The following is a 25,866-nucleotide window of genomic DNA, read 5'->3' on the forward strand; positions in this document are numbered from 1 at the left end:
TCGGCCGCCGCAAGGACCGGGGCTGCGTCTCAACCCGCTATCGCCGTGGTTCAATCGTCTTTTTCGCGCATACTTTTGCCGCAGTTTGGCTGTGCGTTCGCTGCGCTGGGGTGTCCGTCCTTGCCGATGTCTTGATTGCCCACCGCTTGACGACGCCGCCAATGCACCGGGATTGCTTCAGGCCGCGCAGTGTCCGCTCGGCTGATGGGAACCGTCTGCAATCTCGGTGAGTATTTCGTAAACCTTGGCGGGCTCCGTCAGCATCAGGTCATGGCCGGCTTCGATCTCCAGGACACGGCCCTGCTGCCAGCGGTGACGCAGAGATTGCGGCCGCTTCGCCAGTGTCGCGGCGCAATTGATGATCGTGCGCGGGATCTGTGCGAGGCGATCGGCGTGCTTCAGATGCAAGCGGTCGGTGATCGTTTTCCAGGGGTGCGGCGTGAGCCGCTGCATGGCCCATGCCTTGAAGGGGCAGTCATCAAGCCCGTAGATCGCGCTTGCCGCTTCGTCCGGCCACAAGCCCAGTTTGGTACCGCTGACGAACCGCGTCGCGCCGGCAAGTTGCAGCAGACCGGGAGAAATATCCACCAAGGCCTCGCCGTCGTGGGGGATCGCGGCATCGAGATAGACGAGGTGACCGATCCGTTCATGGGCCCGGTCGACCGCCCCCGTGATCACCATTCCGCCATAACTGTGGCCGACGAGAACGACCTCGGTCAGATCCTCGAATGCAAGCAAGCCGCAGATATCGTTGATGTGGGTTTCCAGCCCCAGTTCCGGCGAAAGCAAGTGCGCCCGGTCGCCAAGGCCGCTGAGCGTGGGCGCGAAAACCTCATGCCCGGCGGCCTGGAGAAGCTTGCGAACGGGTGCCCAGCACCAGCCGCCATGACCGCCGCCATGAACCAGGACGATCGTCGTCACGTGCTGGCCGCCCCGTTCGCCAGAATGTGCGCTCCCGACACCCAGCTGGCCTGGGGTGAGGCGAGGAAGGCGACGACGGCCGAGATTTCCTCTGCAGTGCCGATCCGTCCGAATGGCGATGCCTGTTCGAAGAACCTGCGGGTTTCGGCGGGGGCCTGGTCCATCATGCCGGGGGCGGTGGCGCCGGGGATCACGGTATTCACGGTCACGCCCTTGCGGCCGAGTTCCTTGGCCCAGCTTTCGGTGAAGCTCTTGATCGCGACTTTCGTGGCCGAATAGATCCCGGATCCTGCCATCGGAAACTCGCCAAGGCTGGACGAGAGATTGATGATGCGTCCCCCTTCGCCCAGCCGTTTTGCCGCTTCCGATGCCACGTAGAGCGGCCCGCGCAGATTGACGCCCAGCATCCATTCCAGCTGGGCCTCGTCCAGATCGGCAAGCTGCCCGCCGCCGCTGACGCCGGCGCCGTTCACCACGATGTCGAGGCGGCCGAAAGTTTCGTCGATCGCGCGGAAAAGTCGTTCGACTTCGGCACGCTTGCTGATGTCAGCCTGCAGGCTGACCGCATGGCCATCGCGCGCGACGATGGCGTCGACGGTTTCTGCCGCGCCGGCTGCGCTGCCGCTGAAGTGGACCGCAATGCTGGCCCCTTCTTCTGCAAGCCGCAGCGCGATCTGCCTGCCGATCCCCCGTCCTGCGCCGGTAACCAGCGCGACCTTTCCGGCCAGATTGCCGCCTCTCATCTCCGCTTCCCTTTCCCTGATCAGTCGTCGATCGGCTCGCCGCGCCACGTTCCTTCGGCCGCCATCTCCTTCAGCGTCTGCCGCAGCAGCGTTTCGACGCGGACCGAGGCATGGGTCAGCACGGCCGATGGGTTGCGAACGATCACCATCGTTCGCTTGAGGCCGCCCAGACGAATGGCGCGCAGTATCCCGGTGCCGACACCGGCGTGGACGACCGACCAGGGCAGGACGCTGCAGGCCGCGCCCCCTTCGACCAGCGACATCGTCACGTCGAGCGAGTCGACCTCATGCCGGACCCGCAGTTCGAACCCTTCGCGCTCGGCCTCCCTTTCGAGCAACTGGCGCAATCCGTGCTGCATTCCTGGCAAGGCGAGGGGATGTTCACGCAGAACCGCAAGCGGTGCGCGTTCTCCATCGCCAAGACCTTCCAGCAGATCGGGCCGGCCGACCAGGAACAGCTCTTCCCGGCACAGGAGCCGTGCCGAAAGATGCCGCATGGCCTGGCCTTCGTAGAGAACGCCAAGGTCGATCTTGCCGGCCTCCAACCATCCCTTGATACTGCCACCATAGGCATCGACCAGCCGGACGCTGGCCGATGCGGACTGCGCGGTAAGCGCGCCGATCAGCCTTGCGCCCACCAGCCGGGTAAGCGAGGGCGGTGCCGCGAGGACGACCTGTCCCCGCAGATCGTTTCGCAAGTGGCGGCCATCGGCGATAGCCTCCTCGGTCGCCTGGAGTATCTGGCGCGCGCGTTCCCGGAAGACCTGCCCGGCCTCGGTGAGGACGACGCCCCGTGCGGAGCGCTCGAACAGGCTGAAACCGATCTCGTCCTCCAGCCGCAGCAGCTGCTGGCTGAGCGAAGGCTGGGCAATTCCCAGCGATTCCGCAGCCCGGCTGATCGAACCGTGTTCGGAAATCTTCAAAAATGCCTTGAGATGCGCGGTTTCCATCGGCCCGGTGGCTACTCTGCGGCGATTTCGAGCGCAGCGCCCTGCTCGGCGGGCCGCATGTCGACAACCCATCGGACTGACCGGCGCATCGGCTCTATGCCGTCGTGCGGAGAGCCCGGCGGCATGTGGTGCGAATTGGCATAGACGGTCATCGGGTTTCCGCCCGCAAGCGAAACCAGCCGCTGGATACCGGCCAGTGCGAAGGCATCGAGGATGCGCGGCCGGATGGACTCGGGATAGATGCCCACGGTCTGGGTGGTGTCATCGCACCACTTCAGAACGTCACTCAGGTCATCCACCGGCACGAAATTGACGACGCGGTTGTTCAGTTTGTCGAAGAACTCCACGCGATCGTTGAATTTGGAGACGATGAAGCCGCCTTTCAGGGTGTCGCCTTCCACGTGATAGAAATCGTCTTCCAGCGCGACGGCGGCCATTTCCGCCTCCAGTTCACGGTTCGGCGCCGTAAAGGGAACGGAAAGCAGCGGCGGCAACAGGTCGTAGGCGGCAACCATGCGCCGGCCCAGCGCGATCACGCGCTCCAGCGAGGCGTCATCCGTATCGCTTTCGACATAGACCAGTCGCGTGTTCGCGCAGGCGGTCTGGTTGTAGAAGCCGGCCAGCGTGGCCAGACCGATCGCCGCCTCTTCCATCGCGGCCTCGCTCTCGAAGGTTTCGCGGCCGATCATCGACATCGAATACTTCGGGTTGAGCGCGGTAAGGTCGATGCCGGGCTGCAGGAACTTCTGGATGTGGCGCACCGAACTCATCCCGCCCCAGGCAGTGATCTTGTCGATACGGCTGGTGCGCACGATCTGGGAGTCCATGAATTCATCTCCGCCCTTCCAATAGGCGACGGCGATGTGCTTCGTCACCGGATGATCGGGTGCAAGGTCGATCAGCGTGCGGGCGATGGCATTGGCGGTCAACGGGTCGTTGGACGGCGACTTGATCAGGATGTCCGATTTGGTGAGGCCCGCGCGGGCGACGGTCATGGCTGCGACCACGGGAACGTTCCCCGCAGTGATGTGAAGCTGGCGAGTGCCGACCGCGCGGATGCTGACATTGCCGTAAGGGCCGCTGCCGGGCACCCATCCGTCGATGTAATCGAGGCCGATGGTCTTTTCGACGAGGGCTGTCATCATCGCCCGCTCGAACATGTGGGGCAGGGCGTCGTACACGCCGCGCAGGATGGGTTCGGCAAGCCCACCCGCCTGCAATGCTAGCGCGAAGCTCTGCTGGAGCAGTTCGTTGTCGTCCAGCCGCAGTTGCGTGCCAAGTTCGGCGAAAAGGTCGATGATCTCCCGCATCGGCGTGTCGTGCAGGTCGCGCAGCCTGGCAGTATCGCTCAGGACGAGATCATGGATATGGAGATGCGGATCGGCTTGGCGGAAATCGGCGCCGCCACGCCCCTTGTACTCTACGGCATCCTCGCCCGGCATGATGATGCGGCCACGCGCGATGATCGGGATTTCAAGCACGTTTCGGTCCATCAGGCCTCTCCCGCCACGAATTCCATGAACTCGTTGTAGGCCGCCTGCGATCCGGCGCAGGTGATCTTGTCGTCGCCACCTTCATTCTCGGCAAAACGACGGATCGATTTCGCGGCGCGGGGGCCGCCCCAGCCGCAGGGGCAGTCCTCTTCCCAATGCATGGTCACTTCGTCGCCCGAGACGAAACCGCCCCAGTACGAGGTCGGAATGGGATCGACGAGCGCCAGGCGACCCTTCTGCACGCCCTCACGTGGGAGAGCCTTGCCATCGGCATCCATCAGCAAGGGCACGGTGTAGGGCAGGAAATGGAAGTACCCGTGCTCGCAGAGCGGCGCATTGCCGATGCATTCGGAAAAGCCGTACTGGTTGCCTAGGCGCTCGACGCCGAAGAACGCCTTCACCTGTTCCTCCCAATCGGCGGGGGCGTCCTTGTACCCCTTCATGCCGCCGCCGCCCTGGAGGATCGAGCCGGGTGCGAATTCGCAGGTCATCCCCTTGTCGAGCCCCGCGCGCGCGACGCGGTAGAGGTCCGCGAACGTGCCGCCGATCTTGACGCGCTGGCCGCGATAGTCCCGGATCAGCTTGCCGAACCATTGTTCCATGTCGCCCTCGCGGCTGCGGCCCTGCCGCAGCATCTGCTCGCGCTGTTCGAGCAGCGCCGGATCGAGGCCCAGGCTCATCACCTCGCCCTTGTCCTCGGCGGCCTGAAGCCGGCCGGACAGGGCCATGAGATCGGCGGGAATGTGCGTGTCGTACAGCGTGTGGTAGTGCGCCTCGCCGCCTGCCATCTCGACATTGAACAGGCTCATCATCTTGAGCATCGTCTGATAGCCACCGCGATAGCCGGGGAAGAAGGTCGGCAGCCTGGTGGTCCAGGGATCGACGCCGCTGGAGGCGCGATTGACGCTGAAGAAGTGGTACTTCCACGGCCCCAGTTCGTCATAGGACCGCGGCACGAACGAAAGCTTGCCGGTGGTCCCGCTGGAATAGGTGACCAGCATGCCATAGGCTTCAAGCCGGGCCAGCCACTTTTCGATCGTGGTCACGCCCGTCAGGTCCACGCGCGTCAGGTCGTGCGCCGTCAGCTTGTCCAGCCATCCCGTAAGCTTGGCGAAATCGCGGTTCTCGATGATCTGGATCGGATAGTTCTTGAGCACGCGGTGGTCGAAGCAGACCGGCAGCACGTCCTCGATCCGTTCGATGGCATCCACACCCTGCCGGTCGGCCAGCTTCTTCAGCGCCGGAATGCGGTTGCGCAGTCGCGCGAAATTGATGCGTACCGCTTCCAGCTGAAGCTTTTCGCGCTCCTCCCGCGGGATCGCATAAAGCTCCTCGAAGCGCCGATAGGTCCAGGCAGCCGGATTGTCCGGCAGCAGGCTGATGGTCATTGCTGCATCCTCTCATCGAACTGTTGACGGGAGGATAGGCTGGCGGGTTCGCGGGAGAAGGCGCGATTTCTATCTTGGCGCCATAGGCAATGCCTCTGGCCAGATGAGGGCGGAAATGTGTCTGCGCCGCTCAGGGCGCTGCCCCATCAGGTGGAATGACCTGATGGGGCAGCGCGGAAAACCAATGTTTAGAATGAAAAGGGTTCGATGATGCGCCTTTCAGCGATCGTGAACGCGTCGGCAGCAAGGCGCAGCGGACGCACGTCGACGTCGCTCTCGCCGGCCGCGATCAGTTCGGCGAACCGCGCATAGAGGCGCGGATATTCGCGATCCGGCTCAGTCCGGGGTTGTTCTCCCGGGAACTGCACGATGCTGCCGCCCATGGTCAGGGAAAGCGTGCCGGCATCGGTATCGACTTCGATGGTCCAGGTCTGCGGACCGGTTTGCAGGAAGTCGAAGTGGGCGTGGACCGGCGCCGCGCCGCAATGCATGTCCATCCGGACGGCCAGCGGAGAAGCGCGGCCTTCGGGCACGTCCATCGTTGCCCGTTGCAGCAGCAGCGCATGGGGCAGGATGGCCGTCGCGATCGACAGGGCATTGATGCCGGGATCGAACACGCCGAACCCGCCGGGCGCCAGGATCCATTCCTGTCCCGGATGCCAGCGGCGGATATCCTCGCGCCACTCGATGCGGACTTCGCGGATTTCCCTGTCGGCCAGCCAGGCCCGCGCCGGCTCGACGCCGGCGGCTTCGCGCGAATGCCAGGTGGCGAACAGCGTCACCCCGGCGCGGCGGGCGGCGCGCTTCAGTTCGGAAATGTGCGAGAGCGAGACGGCCGGCGGCTTTTCCAGCATGACGTGCAGGCCAGCCTCGATCGCGATGAGCGCCTGCTCATAGCGTCCTTCCGGCGGCGTGCAGAGCGATACGGCGTCCAGCGCGCGGCCGGCCACCATGTCGGCAATGTCGTGATGGGCGTCGATCCCCTCCAGCTGCGCATGGCGGCTGGCGGTGGCGGCGAGCACGAAGCGGTCGTCGTCGGCGATGGCGGGCAGATGCTGGTCGCGGGCGATCTTGCCGATGCCCACCAGGCCCAATCTTACAGGCTTCACGGTAGTTCCTTGTTGCATATGGGTAACCGGCAGGGCCTGCGCCCCGCCGAAAAAGCAATCACTCGTCCGAAGGCAGGCGAACCTCGATCAGGTCGAGCACGTCGCCGATGATTCGGCGCATGGCGATCCGTGCTGCCGCCGGATCGCGAGAGGCGATCGCGTCCCGCACCTTGGCATGTTCCGCCACGTCGGCGGTGCGGCCCTTGATGCGGTTGGTGAAACGGATCGAAGTGCGCAGCGCGGTGCTCACCACATCGCGCAACTGGATGTAGAAGGGGTTCTTCGACGCGCGCAGGACCGCCACGTGAAAGGCGATGTCGGCATCCAGCGGTTCGTCCAGCCCGCGTTCGGCCGCCTGCATGCGCTGGAGGCCTTCGTCGATCCGCTTGATGTCATCCTCGCCCGCGACTTGCGCGGCCAGTGCCGCTGCCTCGGGCTCGACCGCGACGCGCAGCTCGTTGAACTGGCGCAGCAGGTCCACCGAAAGCTGGCGTTCCAGCATCCAGCGCAGCACGTCGGTATCGAACAGGTTCCATGAGGAAGTCGGTTGAACCGTGGTCCCCTGGCGCGGACGCGCGCTGAGTAGGCCCTTCGCGGTCAGCATCTTCACCGCCTCTCGCGTGACCGAACGGCTAACGCCATGCTGCTTCGCAAGCTCAGCTTCCGTGGGAAAGACAGCGTTGTCAAACTGACCCGTGACAATAGCGCGCCCGATGCTGTCAAGCAGTCCGTACGTCAGATTGCGACCGAGCTGCGACACTGGCTCGTCGATGAGGAAAGGGGAGGGGCCTGCCAAAACGCTGTCCTTAACTGTAACGGCCCGACCGCCAGGGCGGGTCGTTTGGGTGTCGCCTGTCCAGACAAGGGGGTTTCGCACGACAAGTCAATTGATATGATAATTCCTATAGAAGGATTACAGTAAATTTATCGCCTGCCGGCGGAGCCAACTTCGCCGCTTCCGCCCGTGGCAGGAAGTCGGCGCGAAGGCTCCGCAAGCAGCGCAAGAGAAGGCGGGGGCGCTTACTTGTCGCCCGGGAACGCCTTCACCAGCACATCGTACTGGGCCTTGCTGATTTCGATCATGGACCCGTGCCGCAGGCCCGCCGGCATCTCGTAACGATTCCATTCCGGAACGCCCGAGTTGCCCGAAACCTGGAACCACGGCCCGGACAGGCGCGGCGCCTTGGACAGGCCATAGCTGGTGCCGGCATACTGCTCGTAATACATCAGCCAGTCCTCACCGTTCGGCGCGCGGATCACGGTGGGGGCTTCGCGGAAGTTGGGGCTGATCGGCGGGCCCGGCGGCGGGTAGGGGCCCAGCAGGTCCTTGGCGCAGGAAATCCGCACGGTCTTGCCGGTCGTCCAGTTGTAGCTGGGGTAGCGTTCGTCCTTGATCACCGCGCAATAGGCGCTGCCGTCGGCTTCGGGCTGGATGAAAGTATCGATCGTGGCCATGTCCCAGTCGAACAGGCGGCGCGGGGCCTTCTCGAACCGCTTGAGATCGGGCGACTGGACATAGAGCGTGCGCTGGCTGGCCCAGTAGCGTTCCGGATCCTCGGGCACGCCGGGAACGGTGGCGGTGTGCCAGGTCAGCAGGAACTGGTTGGAACGCTTGTCGAAGAACAGCTTGGGCGCGCCGATCCGTTGCAGCGCGTGGGGCAGGCCGGGAATGTTCTGCAGGTCGGGGCGATAGGTGCCGTAAGGCTTCCAGCTGACGAGATCGTCGGAGACCCAGAAGCGGATGAACGGATCGTCGTCGCTCTTGTTGCCGACCAGGTAATAGCGCCCGTCACCACCGCGCGCGATCGATGCGTGGCCGTGGTAATCTGCCGACACCGGCTTGCCGCCGTTGATCTGCTGCCAGTGCAACCCGTCGCGGCTGACCGAATAGTAGAGCACGCCGTAGTGCTCCTTGGTCATGTGCGCGAAAAGGTACGCCTTGTCGGGATCGACATAGGGCGTCTCCGGTGCGCCGGGCACCACTTCGGCGCGCGGTGCGGTCGTGCCACCCTGCGCCTGAGCCGCGGCCGGCGTCTGAGCCAACGAAAGCATAATGGCGGCCGATGCCGCTGCAAGCGCTGCCGTGGCGGCGAAGCGCGATTTGCTCCGAACCAATTTCCGTCTCCCTTGGTGCTTTGTTGCCCCAAACAGATCGCTTCTGGCCATCATTGTCAAGATTGATATTATAAATAGGTGTTTTATGGATAGGCCAACGGCCGAGACCGGATCATGCGATTCGGATCGATGCCCCCGGCGACCTTTCGCCGGGACCGGGGAGACGAGATGGGACTGGCGACGATCAACATAACCGTGGTCGTGATCTACGCGATCGGCATATTCGGGCTTGCGCAATGGGTAAGCCGTGAAAAGGCGGGAGCCGGGCCGAAGAACTCGACCGACTACTTCCTGGCATCGAAGAATCTGCCGTGGTGGGCGATCGGTGCGTCGCTGATCGCCGCGAACATCTCTGCCGAACAGATCGTGGGCATGTCCGGATCGGGCTATGCGATCGGGCTTGCCATCGCGTCTTACGAGTGGATGGCTGCGGCTACGCTGCTGATCGTCGGCAAGTTCTTCCTGCCGATCTTCCTCCGCAACGAAATCTACACGATGCCGCAGTTCCTGGAGCGGCGATATGGCCCCGGCATCCGTACGTTGATGGCGGTATTCTGGCTGGTGCTCTACGTCTTCGTGAACCTGACCAGTATCATTTGGCTGGGATCGGTTGCGGTCACCAAGGTGGCCGGGGTGGACCAGAACGTCGCGCTGGTCGGGCTGGGCGTGTTCGCGCTGCTCTATCAGCTGCGCGGCGGGCTGAAGGCCGTGGCGCTGACCGACATCGTGCAGGTCACGCTGCTGGTCATGGGTGGCCTTGTCATCGCGGTGCTGACGCTGGGCAAGATCGGCGAAGGCCACGGCATCATCGCCGGCTTCTCCCGCCTGATGGCCCGCGCGCCAGATCATTTCGAGATGATCCTGGACAAGGGCAATCCGCACTACATGGACCTGCCGGGCCTGTCGGTGCTGATCGGCGGCCTGTGGATCGCCAACCTCTCTTACTGGGGGTTCAACCAGTACATCATCCAGCGCGCGCTGGCGGCCAAGTCGATCGACGAAGCGCAGCGCGGAATGCTGTTCGCGGCGTTCCTGAAGCTGATCATGCCGATCATCATCGTCCTTCCGGGCATCGCCGCCGTCATGCTCGCGCCCGACCTTGCCAAGCCGGATGAGGCTTATCCCACGATGATGCGGATGCTGCCGCCGGGCCTGCTCGGCCTCGTCTTCGCGGCGTTGGTGGCGGCCATCGTCGCCTCCACCGCATCGAAGATCAATTCGATTGCGACGATCTTCACGCTCGACGTGTGGAGCAAGTTCCGCAAATCCGATCGGGGCGGCTCCGAACAGGGCGGCGAGGCGCAGGAGCGCAAGCTGGTGCTGGTGGGCCGCGTGGCCGCCGCCGTGGCGATCGTGCTGGCCATCCTGACCGCCCGCCCGCTGGTGGGATCGAGCGCGCAGGCGTTCCAGTTCATCCAGGAATTCACCGGCTTCTTCACGCCGGGCATCACCGTGATCTTCCTGCTCGGACTGTTCTGGCGTCGCGCCAACGAACCCGGCGCGATCGCTGCCGCAATCGCATCGGTGGTGCTGTCGTGGGCGTTCAAGGTGTGGACGCCGGGCATTCCCTTCATGGACCGCATGGGGCTGGTGTTCCTGGCGGCGCTGGCGCTGGCCATCGTCGTTTCGCTCGCCACGCCGGCGCGGCGTGACCGGGACACGATCTCCACCGGAGACGTGCGCTATGCCACTTCGGCCGGGTTCAATGCGGGCGCCATCGCCGTCGTGCTGGTGCTTTGCGTGCTTTACGCGGTGTTCTGGTGAGCGGCGCGTCCTTCATCGCGGTGGATTGGGGAACCACCAACCGCCGCGCCTATCGGATCGAGAATGGCCAGGTCGTCGCCACCGAGCGAGACGATCTGGGTATCCTTTCGGTACGGTCGGGCCGATTTGCGGAACTCGCGGCAGCCTTGCGCTCACGCTACGATGGATTGCCGATGCTGCTGGCCGGCATGGTCGGATCGAACCGGGGCTGGAAGGACGCGGGCTATGTTCCGGCGCCGGCCTCGATCGCCGATCTGGCCGCCCGGCTGGTCTCGCCGGCGGACGGCGTGGCCATCGTGCCGGGTGTATGCCGGGATGGTGAAGGCCGGCAGGACGTGATGCGGGGCGAGGAAGTGCAGTTGCTGGGCGCGGTTGCGGCGGGGCTTGCCCCTGCCGACGCGCTGCTGTGCCAGCCCGGCACCCACGCGAAGTGGGCGACGATGCGCGGTGGAGCGCTGGTCGATTTCACCACGGCGATGACCGGCGAGATGTTCGCCCTGCTGAAGGACCATGCCCTGATCGGCAGCGAAATGGCGGGCGAGGTCGATGCCGACGACGATTTCCGCGCGGGCGTGGAGGCCAGCGCCGACCGCGATCTGCTGGCGACGCTGTTCGGCGTGCGCGCCGCCGCGGTGCTGGGCAAGCGCCCCGCCGGTGCGGCTGCGGCCTATGTCAGCGGGCTGCTGATCGGGTCCGACTGTCGCGCGCGGTTCGCGCCGGGGCAGACGGTCCACCTGCTGGCCGACGGCCTGCTCGCCCGCCTCTATTCCACCGCCATCGCCCTAGCCGGGGGAGAGGCCGTCGTCGTCGACAGCCATGCCTCCTTCGTCGCCGGTATCACTCGTATCTGGGACACCAAGCCATGATCGATCTTGCCTCTGCCCTCGCGCAACTCCCGCTCGTTGCCATCCTGCGCGGCATTCGCCCCGAAGAAGTGGAGGCCGCCGCCGACGCGCTCGTCGAAGCGGGGTTCCGCCTGATCGAGGTTCCGCTCAATTCGCCCGATCCGCTGACCAGCATCGAGAAGCTGGCCCGTCGCGTCGGCGATGCGGCGATCGTCGGCGCCGGCACGGTGCTGACCACCGCGCAAGTGGCGCAAGTGCAGGACGCGGGCGGGGCGATGATCGTTTCCCCCAACACCGACATTGCCGTGATTGCCGAAAGCGCGCGCCGCAACATGGTTTCGCTGCCCGGTTACTTCACGCCGACGGAGGCATTTGCGGCGCTGGCCGCCGGGGCCAGCGGCCTCAAGCTGTTCCCAGCGGAAGCGGCGACGCCGGCCGTGGTCAAGGCGCAGCGCGCGGTGTTGCCGAAGGACGTGCCGCTGCTGGCGGTTGGCGGCATCGCGCCGGACAACATGGGACCGTGGCGCCAGGCGGGAGCGGATGGCTTCGGCCTGGGTTCCGCGCTCTACCGTGCCGGCGCGACGACGAAGGAGATTGCCGATAACGCCCGCGCATTCGCGAAGGCCTGGGCAGAGATGGAGGTGCGCTGATGATCGCCAAGATGAATACCCGGGTTCTTGCTTCCGCAGCGCTGGCGCTGGCGCTAGCCGGCTGCGCGACGACTGGAACCACGACCGCAAGCACGCAGGCTACGCTGACCAACCCGCTGCTGGCGAGCGGGCCGGATCCGTGGATCGTCCACTACGGCTCCACCTTCTATTTCCTGGGCACCAAGGGCGATCGCATCGCGATCCGCCAGACCAACGATCTGGGCAAGCTGGCCGAAGCGCCCGAGCATGTGATCTGGACGCCGCCGGCCACCGGCCTCAATGCGATCTCGATCTGGGCGCCGGAGATGCACCGCATCGATGGCAAGTGGTACGTCTACTACACCGCTGCCGAGGCCGGGCATGATGACGATGCCCATCGCGGCGTGTTCGTGCTGGAGAACGCCAATGCCGATCCGCTGCAGGGCCAATGGACCGACCGGGGCCGCATCAACACGCGGATGACCGGGCTGGATGGCACTGTCTTCGAGCACGGCGGCAAGCGCTACTTCGTCTATTCCGCCTATGATGGCCCGGACAGCGTGCTGGCCATCGCGCCGATGACCAACCCCTGGACGCTGGGCCCCGGCGAGACCGTGATCGCCCGTCCGGACCTGGCGTTCGAGCGGCAGGGTGGCCGCCAGATTCTGGAAGGGCCGGAATTCCTGGCGGGTCCCAATGGCGACCTGTTCCTGTCCTATTCGGCCAGCGCCTGCTGGTCGGACGACTATGCGCTGGGCCTGCTCCATGCGAAGCCGGGCAGCGATCCGCTTCTGCCCGAAAGCTGGACCAAGTCGCCGCGCCCGGTTCTGGCCAAGGCGCCGCAGAACAACGTCTACGCTACCGGCCACAACGGCTTCTTCACTACCGACGGCGGCAAGAAGACCTGGATCGTCTACCACGCGAACGACGGTGCGGACCGCAAGTGCACGGCCGCGCGGTCGCCGCGCGTGCAGCGGATGGACTGGGGCAAGGACGGCATGCCGGTGTTCCCGGTGCCCTCACGCGCGGGCGAACCGGTGGAAGCGCCGCAACCCTGATCTTCGCGCCCGAGCCTTGCGGCCGGATTTCCCCTGTTTTCGGGGAAATCCGGCGCAGGTTTACCTGAGCAGAGACAGGTTCACGGCATCGCCCATCGCGCGCAGGCCCGCGTCGTTGGGGTGCAGATGGTCGCCCGGATCGAATTCGGGGCGCAAGTCTGAGGGTGAGGCCGGGTTGCGCACCGCCGCCTCGAAATCGACGACACCGTCGAAGATGTTGCCGGCCCGGATCGCGGTGTTGACGGCCTGCCGCGTTTTCTCCTTCGCGGGGGACATGTAGCCGGCGTGGAGCGCGGGTGTCATCGTGCCGCCGATCACCTTGATGCCCAGGGCATGTGCGCGGGTGACGAACTGGCGATAGCCCTGGATCAGCTGGTCGGCGGTCAGCGCGTCGGGGCCCTGTTCGGCGCCGTTGCCGATGTCGTTGATCCCTTCCAGGAAGATCACGTGGGTGACGCCGGGCACGCTGGCGACATCGCGCCAGAAACGGTCCAGCGCGGAAGTGGAGCGGCCCGGCTTCAGTACGCGGTTGCCGCTGATGCCCATGTTGACCACGCCGCACCGTTGCGCTGCGGGCAGGGCTGCCAGACGCTCGGCCAGACGGCCCGGCCAGCCGCGGGTCTGCGGTGAGGCGTCAAGGAAACCGTCAGTGATCGAATCCCCGAAAGCAACGACCGTGCAGGGCGCGCGGGACGTGCGCACCGACACGAGCGAAAGGTATGGGCGCACCTTGATCGGCGTGAAGACCGGGCTGGTGCCGGCCGGCGCGAAGGCCATTTCAAGCCCGAGGTTGGTCTGGCCCGGCCGCGTCGGCGTGGCGAAGGTGACGCTGACGATCACGTCCTGCCCAACGCGGAAGGGGGCCGCCAGCGGGTCGCTGAGCAAGGTCTGGCCCTTGGCAAGGGCAAAGCCCGGCTTGCCGGAAAAACTCATGGCGTGGATCGAATCCGCCGCCACATCGGTGCCGGCGGCGCCCGAGGGGCTGGCCACGCTCACTGTCGAAACAGCAAGCGGCGTTGCGCCTTCCGCATTGCTGATCGTCAGTTGCAGCGCATCGCCGGCCTGGCTCAGCCGCACGCGATAGCGATAGGTGCCGGCGGGCTGTTCGGCATCGCCGGAGCCGCTGTCGGCCGGGGCATAGCCCCAGGCCCCCGCCCAGGCCCCCACCGACGCCGAAGCGGCATGGGCGGGGGCGGTCAGGATCAGGCCGCAGAGCGCGGCGGAAAAGGCGACGGGAAACCGGATGTTACGCATGTCGCCTCTCTTGTCCGACTAGACGGCTGTTTGTCGAGCCTTACTTCTTGGCTGCCGGCACGACGCCCTTGGGCGCCTTGGCCAGCGAGCGGATCAGGTCGACTTCGGCCTGGCGATACGGGGTGCCGTCGTTGCGGAACACCTCGTGGAACCAGATGGTCGGCTCGTCCATCGTGTAGGGCTTCTTCCACGAATCCCACGGCATGCGGGTCTGCGTCTTGCCGTCCACGAAGCCCCAGTTGATCATCGCCACGTTCTCGCGCTTGCCGATCGGCAGCGATCCGTCGAACGTCGATCCGTTGCCGCGCGCCATGAATTCGGTGCACAGGATCGGACGACCATAGACCTTCAGCTGGTTGACGCGGCCCTGGAACGTTTCCGGCCAGTTGTAGTCGTGGAACGAGATCACGTCCGACTGGCTGAGCTGCAGCTTCTCCATGGGCGAAAGCTTGGCGTCCGTTGCCCAGTCGTCATGCTGCCACACGCCGGAAGTCAGCGGCTGGCTGGGGTCGGCCGCGCGGGCCCAGTCGTAGGTCTTGGCCAGCAGCGCGCGGACCAGCGGTTCCTTGCCTTCCTGGCCCTTGTACTGGTCGGCACCGTTGTCCGGCTCGTTCCACAGGTCCCAGCCGAGGATGCGGTCATCCTTCGCGAAGGCGCCGATCACGCCCTGCACATAGGCCTTCAGGCGCGGTTCCTGCGACGGATCGCGCATCGCCGGCAGGCCGGGGGCCTGTACCCAGCCGGAGTTGTGGACACCGGGGATCGGCGGATGCTGCGGGCCCAGCACCGGGTTCGGATCCCAGCAGCTGTCGAACAGCACGAACAGCGGCTTGATCTTGTGCTTGGCGGCGATCGCCAGGAATTCGTTGATGCGCTTCTTGAAGCCTTCGGGATCTTGCTGCCACAGCTGATCGTGCAGGAACACACGCATGGTGTTCATGCCGATATTCTCGGCCAGGCCCAGTTCGTAGTCGATCCGCTTGGGATCCCAGGTGGCTTCCTGCCACATCTCCAGCTGGTTGATGGAGTTGGCGGGGGCATAGTTGGAGCCGACCAGCCACGGCTGCTTGGCGTACCATGCCTTTGCTTCGGCGGGCGTCCACTGCGGGCGCGCCTGGGCGGGGATGGCGGTCATTGCGGTTGCGCCAAGGACGGCCGAAACCATCAGGCCGGTGGATAGAGATTTCACAGGATTCCTCCCTTTTATTCTGCGACGAAGAATTTGTAGGTCATGACGTTCCGGTAGGTCTTGCCCGGATCGAGGCGGACCGACGGATACTGCGGCTGGTTCGGACTATCCGGGAAAAGCTGCGGCTCAAATACCAGCGAGTCCCCCTCGCGGTAGATTTGGCCGGACTTGCCGACGATGGTGCCGTCCATGAAGTTGCCCGAATAGAACTGCAGGCCCGGCTGGTTGGACCAGAGTTCGAAGCCACGGCCCGATCCGGGTTCGGAAACGCGGGCCATCAGGTGCTGGTCGGGGGTAACGGCATTGCCGACGACCCAGTTGTGATCGTAGCCGCGGCCATAACGGATCTGCGCGTCCTTGCCCTCACGCACGCGCGCACCTACCGGCGTGGGCTGGCGGAAATCGAACACCGTGCCGGCCACGCTCTGGTGCTGACCGGTGGGGATCGAGGTTTCGTCAGTGGGCGTGAAGCGGTCGGCCGGGATCGTCAGCACGTGGTTCATCGCCGTCTGGCCGGGGCCGGCAAGATTCCAGTAGGTGTGGTTCGAGATGTTCACCACGGTCGGCTTGTCGGTGGTGGCGGTGTAGGTGATCGTCAGGTTGTTCTGATCATCCAGCGCATACGTCGCGTCGGTGGTCAGCGTGCCAGGATAGCCCATGTCGCCGTCCGGACTGACATAGCGCATGGTGACACTGGCCGCGCCCCCGCTTTTCTGGCCCTGCTTCACGTCGCGCACGGCCCAGATCACCTTGTCGAAGCCCTTGGTGCCGCCGTGCAGCGAATTGGGCCCGTTGTTGACGGGAACCGAATAGGCCTTGCCGTCGAAGGTGAACTTGCCCTTGGCGATGCGGTTGGCGACGCGGCCCACGGTGGCGCCGAAGAACTGGCCGTCCTTCACGTAGCCGTCCAGGCCGTCGTAACCGACGGCGATGTCCACGGTCTTGCCATCGCGGCCGGGCATCATCACCGACTGGATCGACGCGCCCAGCGTCATCACGCGGACGGACATGCCCTTGGCATTGCTGAGGGTTACCGCCTCCACGGCGGTCCCATCGGGCATCGTGCCGAAGGTTTCGCGCTTTGCCTCGGCGGCCAGCGCAGATGTCGACACCGCGCCCAGCAGGGCGGCGGTGGCTAGGGTCCTGAGCATCGTCTCTCCTCTCGAAACTTCAGTCTTGATACAGGAAGGGGGCCAGGCCCCGACAGCCCGGATCGATCTCGAACAGCGCGCCGGCATGTTCCTCTTCGACCCCGTCTGCCGCGCTGGTGACGTACATCCGGTCGAGGTCCGGGCCGCCGAACACGCAATTGCTGATCTGGCTGGCCGGCAGTGCAATGCGACGTACGGGTATGCCGTCCGGCGCGAACCGGGTAACGCAGGAGGCGCCCCAACATGCGACCCAGAGATGGCCTTCGGCGTCGAACGTCATGCCATCGGGCGAACCCCAACCGTCAACGAACGTGATGAAGGGTTCGCGCGGACCAAGCACGCCGTCGTTCAGCGCATAACGGAAGATCACGCCCATCGCGCTGTCGGTATGCAGCAGGAACCGGCCGTCCGGCGAAATCGCGGGCCCATTCGGGATCGTGTAGGGCGTGGCATCGGCGCGGGTGACGGTACCGTTTGCAAGGCGATGGAACGCGCCGGTGGGCACGTCGCAGGAAAACGGCATAGTCCCCAGCCAGAGGCGGCCCTGCGGATCGGCAGCGGCATCGTTCACGCGGTTGCCCGCCGGCTGGTCGGGAATCTCGGCCAGCGTTTCGCACGCGAAGGGATCGAACGAGACTCGCGCGATGGACCGGCCGATTCCGGCGAGAAAGCCTCCGTCCTGCGTGCCGACAATCCAGCCGACGACGTCCGGCGTCTCCCAGCTTTCCACCTGCCCGGTGGTGGGCGAAAGCCGGTTGATGCGGCGGCCGAGAATGTCGGTCCACAGCAAGGCGCCGTCGCGGACCGACCAGAACAGCCCTTCGCCCAGGACATCCGCCCGATCGCGGGCAATGATGCGAACCGGATCCATCAGTGGCTATCGCGCGGCAGACCGCGCGTCTGGGCGATGCGCTGGTACTTTTCGGAGCCTTCGAGGATGGCGCCGGTGGCGAACTGGCCCACCAGCCCGCGCTGGATTTCCTGCCACGGCGTCTGCGATTCGGGCGTGACGGCGCGTTCGATCTCGACCAGCTCCTCACGCCGACGGGCGATCTCGGCCGCGTCGACCAGCATGTCGGCACTGCGGTTGGCAAGGTCGATCCGCACCCGGTCGCCCGTGCGCAGCAGGGCAAGGCCGCCGCCGACCGCCGCTTCGGGCGAGGCGTTGAGGATCGACGGACTGCCCGAGGTGCCGGACTGGCGGCCATCGCCGATGCAGGGCAGGGCATGGACGCCGGCGCGGATCAGCGCGGCGGGCGGGCGCATGTTCACGACTTCCGCACCGCCCGGATAGCCCACCGGACCGGCGCCGCGAATGACCAGGATGGTATTCTCGTCGATGCCCAGGTCGGCATTGTCGATGCGCTGGTGATAATCCTCCGGCCCGTCAAAGACGACGACGGTGCCCACGAACACGTCTGGTTCCTCGGGATTGGAGAGGTATCGGCTGCGGAACTCGTCCGAGATCACCGAGAGCTTCATCACCGCGCCTTCGAACAAGTTGCCGCTCAGCACGGTGAGGCCGGCCGCCTCCTTCAGCGGGCGCGCGAAGGGGCGGATCACGTCTTCGTCCACGATCCTTGCGCCGACAAGATTTTCAGCCACGGTCCTGCCATTGGCGGTGAGGGCGGCGCCGTCGATCAGACCGGCCTTGTCCAGTTCGGCCATGACGGCGGGCACGCCGCCGGCGCGATAATAATCCTCGCCCAGATATTCGCCGGCCGGTTGCAGGTTGACCAGCAGCGGCACGTTCGCGCCGTTCTGCTCCCAGTCTTCCAGCGTCAGTTCCACGCCGATGTGGCGAGCAATGGCGTTGAGGTGGATCGGCGCATTGGTGGAACCACCGATCGCCGAATTCACGCGGATGGCGTTGAGGAAGGCCGAACGCGTCAGGATGTCCGACGGCTTGCGGTCTGCCGCCACCATCTCCACGATCGCGCGGCCGGTCTCCCACGCGCATTCCTGGCGGTCGCGATAGGGGGCGGGGATCGCTGCCGAGCCGGGCAGCGACATGCCCAGCGCCTCGGCCAGCGAGTTCATCGTCGTGGCCGTGCCCATCGTGTTGCAATAGCCGGTGGAAGGCGATCCGGATGCGACCAGCTTCAGGAAGCCCTGATAGTCCAGCTCACCCTTGGCGAGCATTTCGCGCGCCTTCCACACGATGGTGCCGGCGCCGGTGCGCTTGCCTTCGTGCCAGCCGTTCAGCATCGGTCCGACGGACAGCGCGATCGCGGGAATGTTCACCGTAGCTGCCGCCATCAGTGCCGACGGGGTGGTCTTGTCGCACCCGATCGTCAGCACCACGCCATCCAGCGGATAGCCGTAGAGCAGTTCGACAAGGCTGATGTAAGCCAGGTTGCGGTCCAGCCCGGCAGTCGGCCGCTTGCCGGTTTCCTGCAACGGATGGCTGGGAAACTCGATCGGAATGCCGCCGGCGTCGCGAATGCCGGCCTTGATGCGCTCCGCCAGGATCAGATGGTGGCGGTTGCACGGCACCAGGTCGCTGCCCGACTGGGCGATGCCGATGATCGGGCGGCCCGACTGCATCTCCTCGATGGAAAGGCCGTAGTTGAGATAGCGTTCGAGGTAGAGCGCGGTCATGTCCGGGTGGGTCGGATCATCGAACCACGCGCGCGAACGCAGCTTCGTGCCGTTGGCCATGGTGCCCTTGGTCATGCCCATGCCGGCGCTGGCGTCTTCAGCGGAAATGGTCGCCTCCCTTAAATCTCGCTCGATGCCGTCAGCGGGCCGCAAACAATGCGATTCCGCGCGGGAGCGTTGCTTCGATGCCGCTACCATCGGCCATTTTTCTTGGCAACCTATTTATCGTACAAATATGTCTTGTCGGACAACGACTCCGGAGTTATGAGCAGCGCCAAGGCTCGCTCAAGGGGCCGGTTACTGTGAGGGAGGATCATGAACCGCTTTACCCGCTCGCTCGTCCTGTCGTCGTCGGCGCTGGCATTCGTTGCCTGTGCGCCCGCCTATGCGCAGGACAGCATTTCGCCGTCGGCAGACGATGCCGGCAACGAGATCGTCGTATCCGGTCAGCGCGCCAGCTTGGAGGCCGCGCGCAACATCAAGAAGAATTCCGATAACGTCGTCGATTCGATCGTCGCTGAAGACATCGGCAAGCTGCCCGACACCTCGGTCGCCTCCGCGCTGCAGCGCGTGGCCGGCGTGCAGGTGCAGAACGGCTTCAACAACGAAATCCAGAGCCCGATCATCCGCGGCATCGGCGATATCCTGACGACCCTTGACGGTCGCGAGATCTTCACCGGCGTGGGCCGTGGCTTCTCGTTCCAGGATCTGCCTGCCGAAGCCGTCAGCGGCATCGACGTCTACAAGTCGAACACGGCCAACCTGATCGAAGGCGGCGTTGCCGGCGTCATCGACATGAAGTTGCAAAAGCCCTTCAACTTCGACAAGGGCCTGACCGTCGCCGCCAACGGCCGCGTCTATACCGGTACCGTGTCCGACAAGACCAGCTACACCGGCGGCCTGCTCGTTTCCGATCGCTGGGATGCCGGCGAAGGCGAAATGGGGCTGCTGGTCGACGTTTCCTACACCCGTAACAACTTCAGTCGGCCGGTCTCGTTCAACTGCGATCCCCGCTCGACCAACCATGGCCCGCCGGGAGCGCCCGATCTGGTCCTGCCGACCTGCGTGGGCGGCACGACCGACACCGGCTATAATACCCGGCCGCAAGTCAACGCCGCATTCGAGTGGAAGGTGACGCCGGAACTGGAAGTCTACCTGGACGGCCTCTACACCGGCTACCGCTCGACTTTCGCCACCAACTTCATCTTCGGCGACGTCTTTGCCGGCAATTCGATCACCAATGCGGTGGGCACTGACGATTGCTTCACCGCCAGCGTCAACGATGCCGGCTTCCTGCCCGGCCCGAATGTCGAAAATCTGTGCATTGGCAAGTCGGCGACGTTCAACGGCGTTGACGCGCTCACCAGCACCCAGGCCAAGAAGCAGCGTACCGACCAGTACGTGCTGGGCGGCGGCGTGAAGTGGAATTCGGATACCGTCCACCTCGTCCTCGACGGCAGCTACATCCAGTCGAAGAACTCAAACCGCACGATCATCGTCGACATCGCCAAGCACAATTCCGCGATGGACGTGCTGGTGGACGACAACGGCCACGGTACCACCGTGATGCAGGGCGATCCGCTCAGCACGCCGGACGGCTTCGTCTTCGCGAACACGCTGTATCAGGACCTCAACAAGTCCAACAGCCGCCAGTATGCGTTCAAGCTGGACTCCACGTTCGACATCGACAGCAACATTCTGCGCGAAGTCCAGATCGGCGCCCGCTATTCGGACCGCAAGGGCACGTTCCGCGCCGTTGCCGGCGGCCCGGCCTTCCCGGGTGCGGATCGCAGCACGCTGGTATCCTCGGTCGGGCTGCCTTCCGACTTCCTGGTGCGTTCGCCGGACTCGATCCCGTACATCAACGGCGGGTCGCACTGGTATACCCCGAACCCGGACTACCTGCTCAACAACACCGATGAACTGCGCGCGCTTTACGGCGCCCCCGCAGGCGATCCGGACTGGGATCCCACCCGCAACTACGACGCCAACGAAAACAACTTCGCGGCGTACATGCAGGGCAAGTATCAGGTCGATCTGGGCGCTTCGTCGATCGATGGGCTCGTCGGCTTGCGCGTCGTGCGTACCAACCGCACGATTGACGGTACCTCGCGTCTGATCGGTGCCGGTCCGGGCGGGGCGGACGTGTTCGAGCCGGTGTCGCGTGACACCAGCGACGTCTACGTCCTGCCGAACGCCAGCATGCGCTTCCGGGCGACCCAGTCGCTGCAGTTCCGCGCCACTTATGCCAAGACCGTGGCGCAGCCGACCTTCGGCGACCTGAACCCCGGTCTTTCGCTGGCGGCGCCGGGCGGCAACCCTAACGTCATCCTGGCCGGTTCGGGCGGCAACCCCGACCTGAAGGCTCAGCAGTCGAACAACTTCGACCTGACTGCCGAATATTACTTCGGCCGGTCGAGCTACGTCACCGTGGCGGGTTACTATCGCAAGCTGAAGGACCGCGTCGCGCCGTCGACCTCGATCCAGATCATCGATGGCTACACCTACCAGATCACCCAGCCGCGCAACGTTGGTTCCTCCAACCTGAAGGGCATCGAAGTCGCCGGCCAGGTGTTCTTCGACTTCCTGCCCGAAGGTTTCGACGGTCTTGGCGCGATGGGTACCTTCACGCTGGCCGACAGCGAGGTGACCACGCCGGGCGATCCGCTGGAAGGCAAGGAACTGCTGGGCGTCTCGAAGTACAGCTACACCGCCGGTGCGCTTTACGAGAAGTACGGCATCACCGCACGCGTCGTCTACACCTGGCGTTCGGGCTACAACGAGACGCTGTTTGGCGCCGGCACGCTTACGGGACCGGGCGACACCAGCCAGTTCAACAAGGTGAAGTCCAACGGCCGCCTCGACTTCTCGATCGGCTATGACGTGACCCCGAACATCACCGTCAGCGTGGATGGCGTGAACGTGAACGGTTCGAAGTACCACAGCTACTTCGACCGTCCTTCTTTCCCGCACGACATCCGCCTCGACGACACGTTCTACGGCGCCAGCGTCCGCGTGAAGTACTGATAACCTCCGGGGATCTATCCCTCCTCCAAGATCACCCGGAACCCATGGGCGGGGCGGCATTGCCGTCCCGCCTTTTTTTGTGGAGCGGCGACCGGGGGGCTGAACGGACGCAGAACATGTCGATCAAGCGTCAGAAGTTACCAGAATTCGATCGGTTGAACGCATCTAGATACTGTATCACCTACCGGAACAAACCACCCTAAGCTGGCCGCGAAGTCAGCTTGAGGCGGCTTTTTAAGTGCTGCGGCCTGCGCGTATGCAAACGCCGCTGGGGCCCTGTCGTCTTTGGACCTTAGAACTCGTCAGTTCGAAGGTGCATCATCGCTCCGTCCTCTTGCGCGACGCTTGCCGCCAGTCCGTGAACCTGGGGCAGCATGCGGCTGGCGAAGAATGCGGCAACCGTGATTTTCGGGTGATGAGCTTCGGCTCCTCCGCGCGCTGCTGCTGCCGCCATGCGCGACCACATCCAGCCGAACGCCACCAGTGCAAACATGCGCAAGTAATCGGTGGCGACGGCATTGGCATGGGCCGCGTTCGCGCCGTCCAGCCGGTGCGTTTCGCGCCGCAGCAGCACCAGCGCTTCCAGCGTGCGGGCGGCCACCTCGCTCGCTTCGGGAACTTCGCCGGCGACAAGCACGTCCGCTTCGACGATCGCGAGGAAGTCCGCAACGACCCGTCCGCCTTCCAGAGCGAGCTTGCGGCCCACAAGGTCCATTGCCTGCACGCCGTTGGTGCCTTCGTAGATTTGCGCGATGCGGGCGTCGCGCACGAACTGCTCCATGCCCCATTCGCGGATATAGCCGTGTCCGCCGAACACCTGCTGCGCCTGCACGGCGGCCTCGAAGCCGAAATCGGTGAAGGCGGCCTTCACCACCGGCGTCAACAGCGCAACGAAGTGCCCGGCCCTTTCGCGTTCGTCGGAATTCGGATGGTGATGTGACCGATCGAGTTGCAGCGCCGTCCAGGCGGCCAGCGCCCGTCCCGCCTCCACGAAGGCACGGATGGAGAGCAGCATGCGGCGGACATCGGCGTGTTCGATGATCGCGACCGGACCACGCGTGCCGTCGGCGCTGCGGCCCTGCAAACGTTCGCGCGCATATTCGGCGGCCTGCTGATAAGCGATGCCGGCGATGCCCAGGCCCTGGATGCCCACCATCAGCCGTTCGGCGTTCATCATCGTGAACATGGCGGCAAGCCCTTTGTTCGGCTCTCCCACCAGCCAGCCGGTCGCCCCGTCGTAGTTCATCACACAGGTGGGCTGGGCATGGATGCCCATCTTCTTTTCCAGCGCGCCGACCGACATGGCGTTGCGGCGGGTGAAGGCACCCGTTTGATCGGGCAGGAATTTGGGCACCAGGAACAGGCTGATGCCCTTCACGCCGGCAGGCGCGTCGGGCAGACGGGCCAGCACCAGGTGGACGATGTTGCCGCCGAAGTCGTGATCGCCGGAGGATATGAAGATCTTCGTGCCGCTGACGAGGTAACTGCCATCGCATTGCGGCCGTGCACTGGTCTTGAGCAGCGCCAGGTCGGTACCCGCGCCGCTCTCGGTCAAGGCCATGGCGCCGGTCCACTCGCCGCTGACCAGCGGGGGCAGCCAGATGGCCTTCAGCTCTTCGCTGGCATGGGCGGCGATCGCCTCGTACGCGCCTCGGCTCAGACCGGGGAAGAGGCCGAAGGACAAGTTCGCGGCGGAGAGCATCTCATCCAGCCACAGCTGCATCATGAACGGCAGACCCTGTCCGCCATGCGCGGGATCCGCGGAAAGAGAGGTCCATCCGCCCGCCGCGAAGTCGCGATAGGCTTCGGCAAAACCGGCGGGCGTCGTTACCTTGCCGGCTATTAGCCGGCTCCCTTCCTCGTCCCCGTGACGGTTGAGCGGATAGAGCCGGTCCGAAGCGATACGTCCCGCCTCTTCAAGAATGGCGATTGCGGTCTCTACGTCGATATCCATGCCGATTTCCGCCATCTGGGCATCGAAGTCGAGCAGCTCGCTCAGGATAAAACGATAGTCGGCGATCGGCGCGGAATAGCTCGGCATGTCTCGTCCCTTTTCATGGTGCGGGCCGAGATGAGGGCGTCCGAAGCGGCCGGCACGACGGCCGGACAGGATTGTGGACGACGATTCTCACCCCTTATTCCCTTGCATCGGCGCATAGTCGGATTTAACTCTCTTTTCGAGATAAAAATATATATTAAGAAATAAAGTCTAGAAAATGACGCGACCTTGGGCATTTCGCGCCAAGGCTTCCGCCGGGAAGGACGGGACAGTGACGCCAGGACGGCAGCGGAATCGGGAAATGCGCCGCGTCCGAATATTGGACGTGGCCAGACATTCGTTTCTGGAGCGCGGATATGGCGGGTCGACGATGTCCGATATCGCCCAAAGCGTGGGCGGATCGAAAGCGACGCTATGGTCGTATTTCCCGTCGAAGGAGGCGCTGTTCGCGGCGGTTGTCGAACAGGCGACGTGGCAGTTGCAGGCCGATCTGGACAGTGTCCTTCAGAGCCACTTGTGCCCGCGCGCCACCCTGGAGGCCTGGAGCCGCCAGTTGATCGCCGCGCTGAATGGGCCCGATGCGATATCGTTGCAGCGCATGATCATTTCGGAATCGGCGCGTTTCCCGCAGCTTGGGCAGATATTCTATGCGCGCGGTCCCAAGCGTGTCCTTGAAAAGGTGGCGCAGTTCCTGGCTGCCGAAATGGCGGCGGGAAGGCTGCTGGCGGTCGATCCTCAGGCGGCGGCGCAGCAATTTATCGGGATGATCCAGCTTCCGCAGATGCAACGATTGTGGAACCTGCCTTCGGTTCCGACGATAGAGGAGGCCTTCGCATCGGCGCAGCGCGCCGTGGCGGCTTTCCTGCGGGCCTACGCCCCATGAGTGCGCCGCTGGCGGCGCCGCTCAGGCAACTGCCGTGGTCTTGGCGGCTTCCACGATCAGATCGGTGGTCAGGCGGATATGGTTCGACATCAGTTCGACCAGGCGATCGGCGTCGCGCGCAAGCGCCAGATCGACAAGGTGCTGATGCTCGTCCCCGACGTTCCGGTGCGTTTCCACCAGCGCGGACATGACCCGGTAGCGTTCGGATTGTTCGTAAAGCTGCGCGTGGAGCGCCATCAGCCGGCGGCTGCCGCAGGCACTGACCAGGGCGGCGTGAAATTCGGCATGGCGTTGCAGCCACTCGGTCGTCGCGTCCGACCGCATGCCCTTCCCCGGAACGGGATGGGGCAGGGCGCGCAACCGGTGCGCCGCCGAAATCAGGCGCACTTCCCAATCGACATCGCCGTTCGCCACCGACCGGCGCAGCGCGATGGCCTCTATCTCGCAGCGCAAGTCGGTCAGGTCGACAAGATCGTCGATCGAAAGCGGAGCGACCACGAAGCCGCGCTGGTCGCGCGAGATCACCAGTTCCTCGGGCACGAGGCGGGAAAGCGCCTCGCGCACCGCGCCGGGCGCCACGCCCAGTTCGGCGGCAAGATCCTGAATCTTCAGTTTCTTGCCGGGCTCGTGCAAACCGGCAATGATGTCATTGCGGATGCTTTCGTAAGCCATGCTCGTCTGGCTCTTGGGCGAGCCGGGCATGATCGCCAGATTTTCCTCGGCACCAATCATGGTTGCCCCAGTCTC

General features: G+C 64.8%; 21 protein-coding genes. 6 read left to right on the forward strand and 15 right to left on the reverse strand.

Annotation, left to right across the window (positions count from 1 at the left end; genetic code table 11):
* Positions 1–177: 177 nt before the first annotated feature.
* From WBP06_RS19455 to WBP06_RS19490, 8 genes are all read right to left on the reverse strand, one after another.
* Positions 178–921, reverse strand: coding sequence for an alpha/beta fold hydrolase (locus WBP06_RS19455; RefSeq protein WP_395336321.1), 744 nt, complete (start codon positions 919–921; stop codon positions 178–180).
* Positions 918–1,664 carry an SDR family oxidoreductase gene (locus WBP06_RS19460; RefSeq protein WP_395336324.1) on the reverse strand — a complete coding sequence of 249 codons (747 nt, stop codon included), beginning with the start codon at positions 1,662–1,664 and terminating at the stop codon, positions 918–920. Before WBP06_RS19460 ends, WBP06_RS19455 begins: the two co-directional genes overlap by 4 nt.
* A gap of 20 nt (positions 1,665–1,684) precedes the next feature.
* Positions 1,685–2,614 (reverse strand): LysR family transcriptional regulator, encoded by a 930-nt coding sequence (locus WBP06_RS19465; RefSeq protein WP_395336326.1) that lies wholly within the window; start codon positions 2,612–2,614, stop codon positions 1,685–1,687.
* A gap of 11 nt (positions 2,615–2,625) precedes the next feature.
* Positions 2,626–4,107: an acyl-CoA reductase gene (locus WBP06_RS19470; protein WP_395336327.1), complete on the reverse strand. Its 1,482-nt coding sequence runs from the start codon at positions 4,105–4,107 to the stop codon at positions 2,626–2,628.
* Positions 4,107–5,495: a hypothetical protein gene (locus WBP06_RS19475; protein ID WP_395336329.1), complete on the reverse strand. Its 1,389-nt coding sequence runs from the start codon at positions 5,493–5,495 to the stop codon at positions 4,107–4,109. Before WBP06_RS19475 ends, WBP06_RS19470 begins: the two co-directional genes overlap by 1 nt.
* A gap of 188 nt (positions 5,496–5,683) precedes the next feature.
* Positions 5,684–6,622 (reverse strand): Gfo/Idh/MocA family protein, encoded by a 939-nt coding sequence (locus WBP06_RS19480; RefSeq protein ID WP_395336332.1) that lies wholly within the window; start codon positions 6,620–6,622, stop codon positions 5,684–5,686.
* A 40-nt stretch (positions 6,623–6,662) separates the two neighbouring features.
* Positions 6,663–7,400: a FadR/GntR family transcriptional regulator gene (locus tag WBP06_RS19485; protein ID WP_395336335.1), complete on the reverse strand. Its 738-nt coding sequence runs from the start codon at positions 7,398–7,400 to the stop codon at positions 6,663–6,665.
* A 224-nt stretch (positions 7,401–7,624) separates the two neighbouring features.
* On the reverse strand, positions 7,625–8,719 hold the full coding sequence (locus tag WBP06_RS19490) for a family 43 glycosylhydrolase (protein WP_395336337.1): 1,095 nt from the start codon (positions 8,717–8,719) through the stop codon (positions 7,625–7,627).
* 168 nt (positions 8,720–8,887) lie between these two features.
* Here WBP06_RS19490 and WBP06_RS19495 point away from each other — a divergent pair, with 168 nt between their 5' ends.
* From WBP06_RS19495 to WBP06_RS19510, 4 genes are read left to right on the forward strand one after another with little or no spacing between them, the layout of a single operon-like run.
* Entirely contained in the window at positions 8,888–10,483 is a 1,596-nt protein-coding gene (locus WBP06_RS19495) for a sodium/sugar symporter (protein ID WP_395336339.1), read from the forward strand.
* Positions 10,480–11,349 carry a 2-dehydro-3-deoxygalactonokinase gene (locus WBP06_RS19500; protein WP_395336341.1) on the forward strand — a complete coding sequence of 290 codons (870 nt, stop codon included), beginning with the start codon at positions 10,480–10,482 and terminating at the stop codon, positions 11,347–11,349. Before WBP06_RS19495 ends, WBP06_RS19500 begins: the two co-directional genes overlap by 4 nt.
* On the forward strand, positions 11,346–11,978 hold the full coding sequence (locus WBP06_RS19505; protein ID WP_395336343.1) for a 2-dehydro-3-deoxy-6-phosphogalactonate aldolase: 633 nt from the start codon (positions 11,346–11,348) through the stop codon (positions 11,976–11,978). The genes WBP06_RS19500 and WBP06_RS19505 overlap by 4 nt, the downstream gene beginning before the upstream one ends.
* Positions 11,978–13,015 carry a family 43 glycosylhydrolase gene (locus tag WBP06_RS19510; RefSeq protein WP_395336345.1) on the forward strand — a complete coding sequence of 346 codons (1,038 nt, stop codon included), beginning with the start codon at positions 11,978–11,980 and terminating at the stop codon, positions 13,013–13,015. Before WBP06_RS19505 ends, WBP06_RS19510 begins: the two co-directional genes overlap by 1 nt.
* Before the next feature lie 60 nt (positions 13,016–13,075).
* Here WBP06_RS19510 and WBP06_RS19515 read toward each other — a convergent pair whose 3' ends face one another.
* Genes WBP06_RS19515 through WBP06_RS19535 form a run of 5 tightly spaced genes read right to left on the reverse strand, consistent with a single transcriptional unit; the run spans position 13,076 to position 19,285 of the window.
* Positions 13,076–14,269 (reverse strand): SGNH/GDSL hydrolase family protein, encoded by a 1,194-nt coding sequence (locus tag WBP06_RS19515; RefSeq protein ID WP_395336348.1) that lies wholly within the window; start codon positions 14,267–14,269, stop codon positions 13,076–13,078.
* A 40-nt stretch (positions 14,270–14,309) separates the two neighbouring features.
* Positions 14,310–15,434 carry a cellulase family glycosylhydrolase gene (locus WBP06_RS19520; protein ID WP_395337524.1) on the reverse strand — a complete coding sequence of 375 codons (1,125 nt, stop codon included), beginning with the start codon at positions 15,432–15,434 and terminating at the stop codon, positions 14,310–14,312.
* A 38-nt stretch (positions 15,435–15,472) separates the two neighbouring features.
* Positions 15,473–16,609, reverse strand: a complete 1,137-nt coding sequence (locus WBP06_RS19525; RefSeq protein WP_395336350.1) for an aldose epimerase family protein — start codon at positions 16,607–16,609, stop codon at positions 15,473–15,475.
* A 19-nt stretch (positions 16,610–16,628) separates the two neighbouring features.
* Positions 16,629–17,480, reverse strand: a complete 852-nt coding sequence (locus WBP06_RS19530) for an SMP-30/gluconolactonase/LRE family protein (protein ID WP_395336352.1) — start codon at positions 17,478–17,480, stop codon at positions 16,629–16,631.
* Positions 17,480–19,285 (reverse strand): IlvD/Edd family dehydratase, encoded by a 1,806-nt coding sequence (locus WBP06_RS19535; RefSeq protein ID WP_395336354.1) that lies wholly within the window; start codon positions 19,283–19,285, stop codon positions 17,480–17,482. Before WBP06_RS19535 ends, WBP06_RS19530 begins: the two co-directional genes overlap by 1 nt.
* 240 nt (positions 19,286–19,525) lie before the next feature.
* On the opposite strand from WBP06_RS19535, the gene WBP06_RS19540 reads away from it, so the two are divergent.
* Complete coding sequence (locus WBP06_RS19540; RefSeq protein WP_395336357.1) at positions 19,526–22,237, forward strand: TonB-dependent receptor; 2,712 nt, start codon at positions 19,526–19,528, stop codon at positions 22,235–22,237.
* A 292-nt stretch (positions 22,238–22,529) separates the two neighbouring features.
* Here the strand turns inward: WBP06_RS19540 and WBP06_RS19545 are convergent, their stop codons facing one another.
* A complete protein-coding gene (locus WBP06_RS19545) occupies positions 22,530–24,278 on the reverse strand; it encodes an acyl-CoA dehydrogenase family protein (RefSeq protein WP_395336359.1) in 1,749 nt (582 codons plus the stop codon).
* A gap of 259 nt (positions 24,279–24,537) precedes the next feature.
* On the opposite strand from WBP06_RS19545, the gene WBP06_RS19550 reads away from it, so the two are divergent.
* Positions 24,538–25,119 carry a TetR/AcrR family transcriptional regulator gene (locus WBP06_RS19550; protein ID WP_395336361.1) on the forward strand — a complete coding sequence of 194 codons (582 nt, stop codon included), beginning with the start codon at positions 24,538–24,540 and terminating at the stop codon, positions 25,117–25,119.
* Between the two features lie 21 nt (positions 25,120–25,140).
* Here WBP06_RS19550 and WBP06_RS19555 read toward each other — a convergent pair whose 3' ends face one another.
* Positions 25,141–25,851, reverse strand: a complete 711-nt coding sequence (locus WBP06_RS19555) for a GntR family transcriptional regulator (protein WP_395336363.1) — start codon at positions 25,849–25,851, stop codon at positions 25,141–25,143.
* Positions 25,852–25,866 lie beyond the last annotated feature (15 nt).

It is taken from the genome of Novosphingobium mississippiense (genome assembly GCF_044029535.1).
GTDB lineage: Bacteria > Pseudomonadota > Alphaproteobacteria > Sphingomonadales > Sphingomonadaceae > Novosphingobium.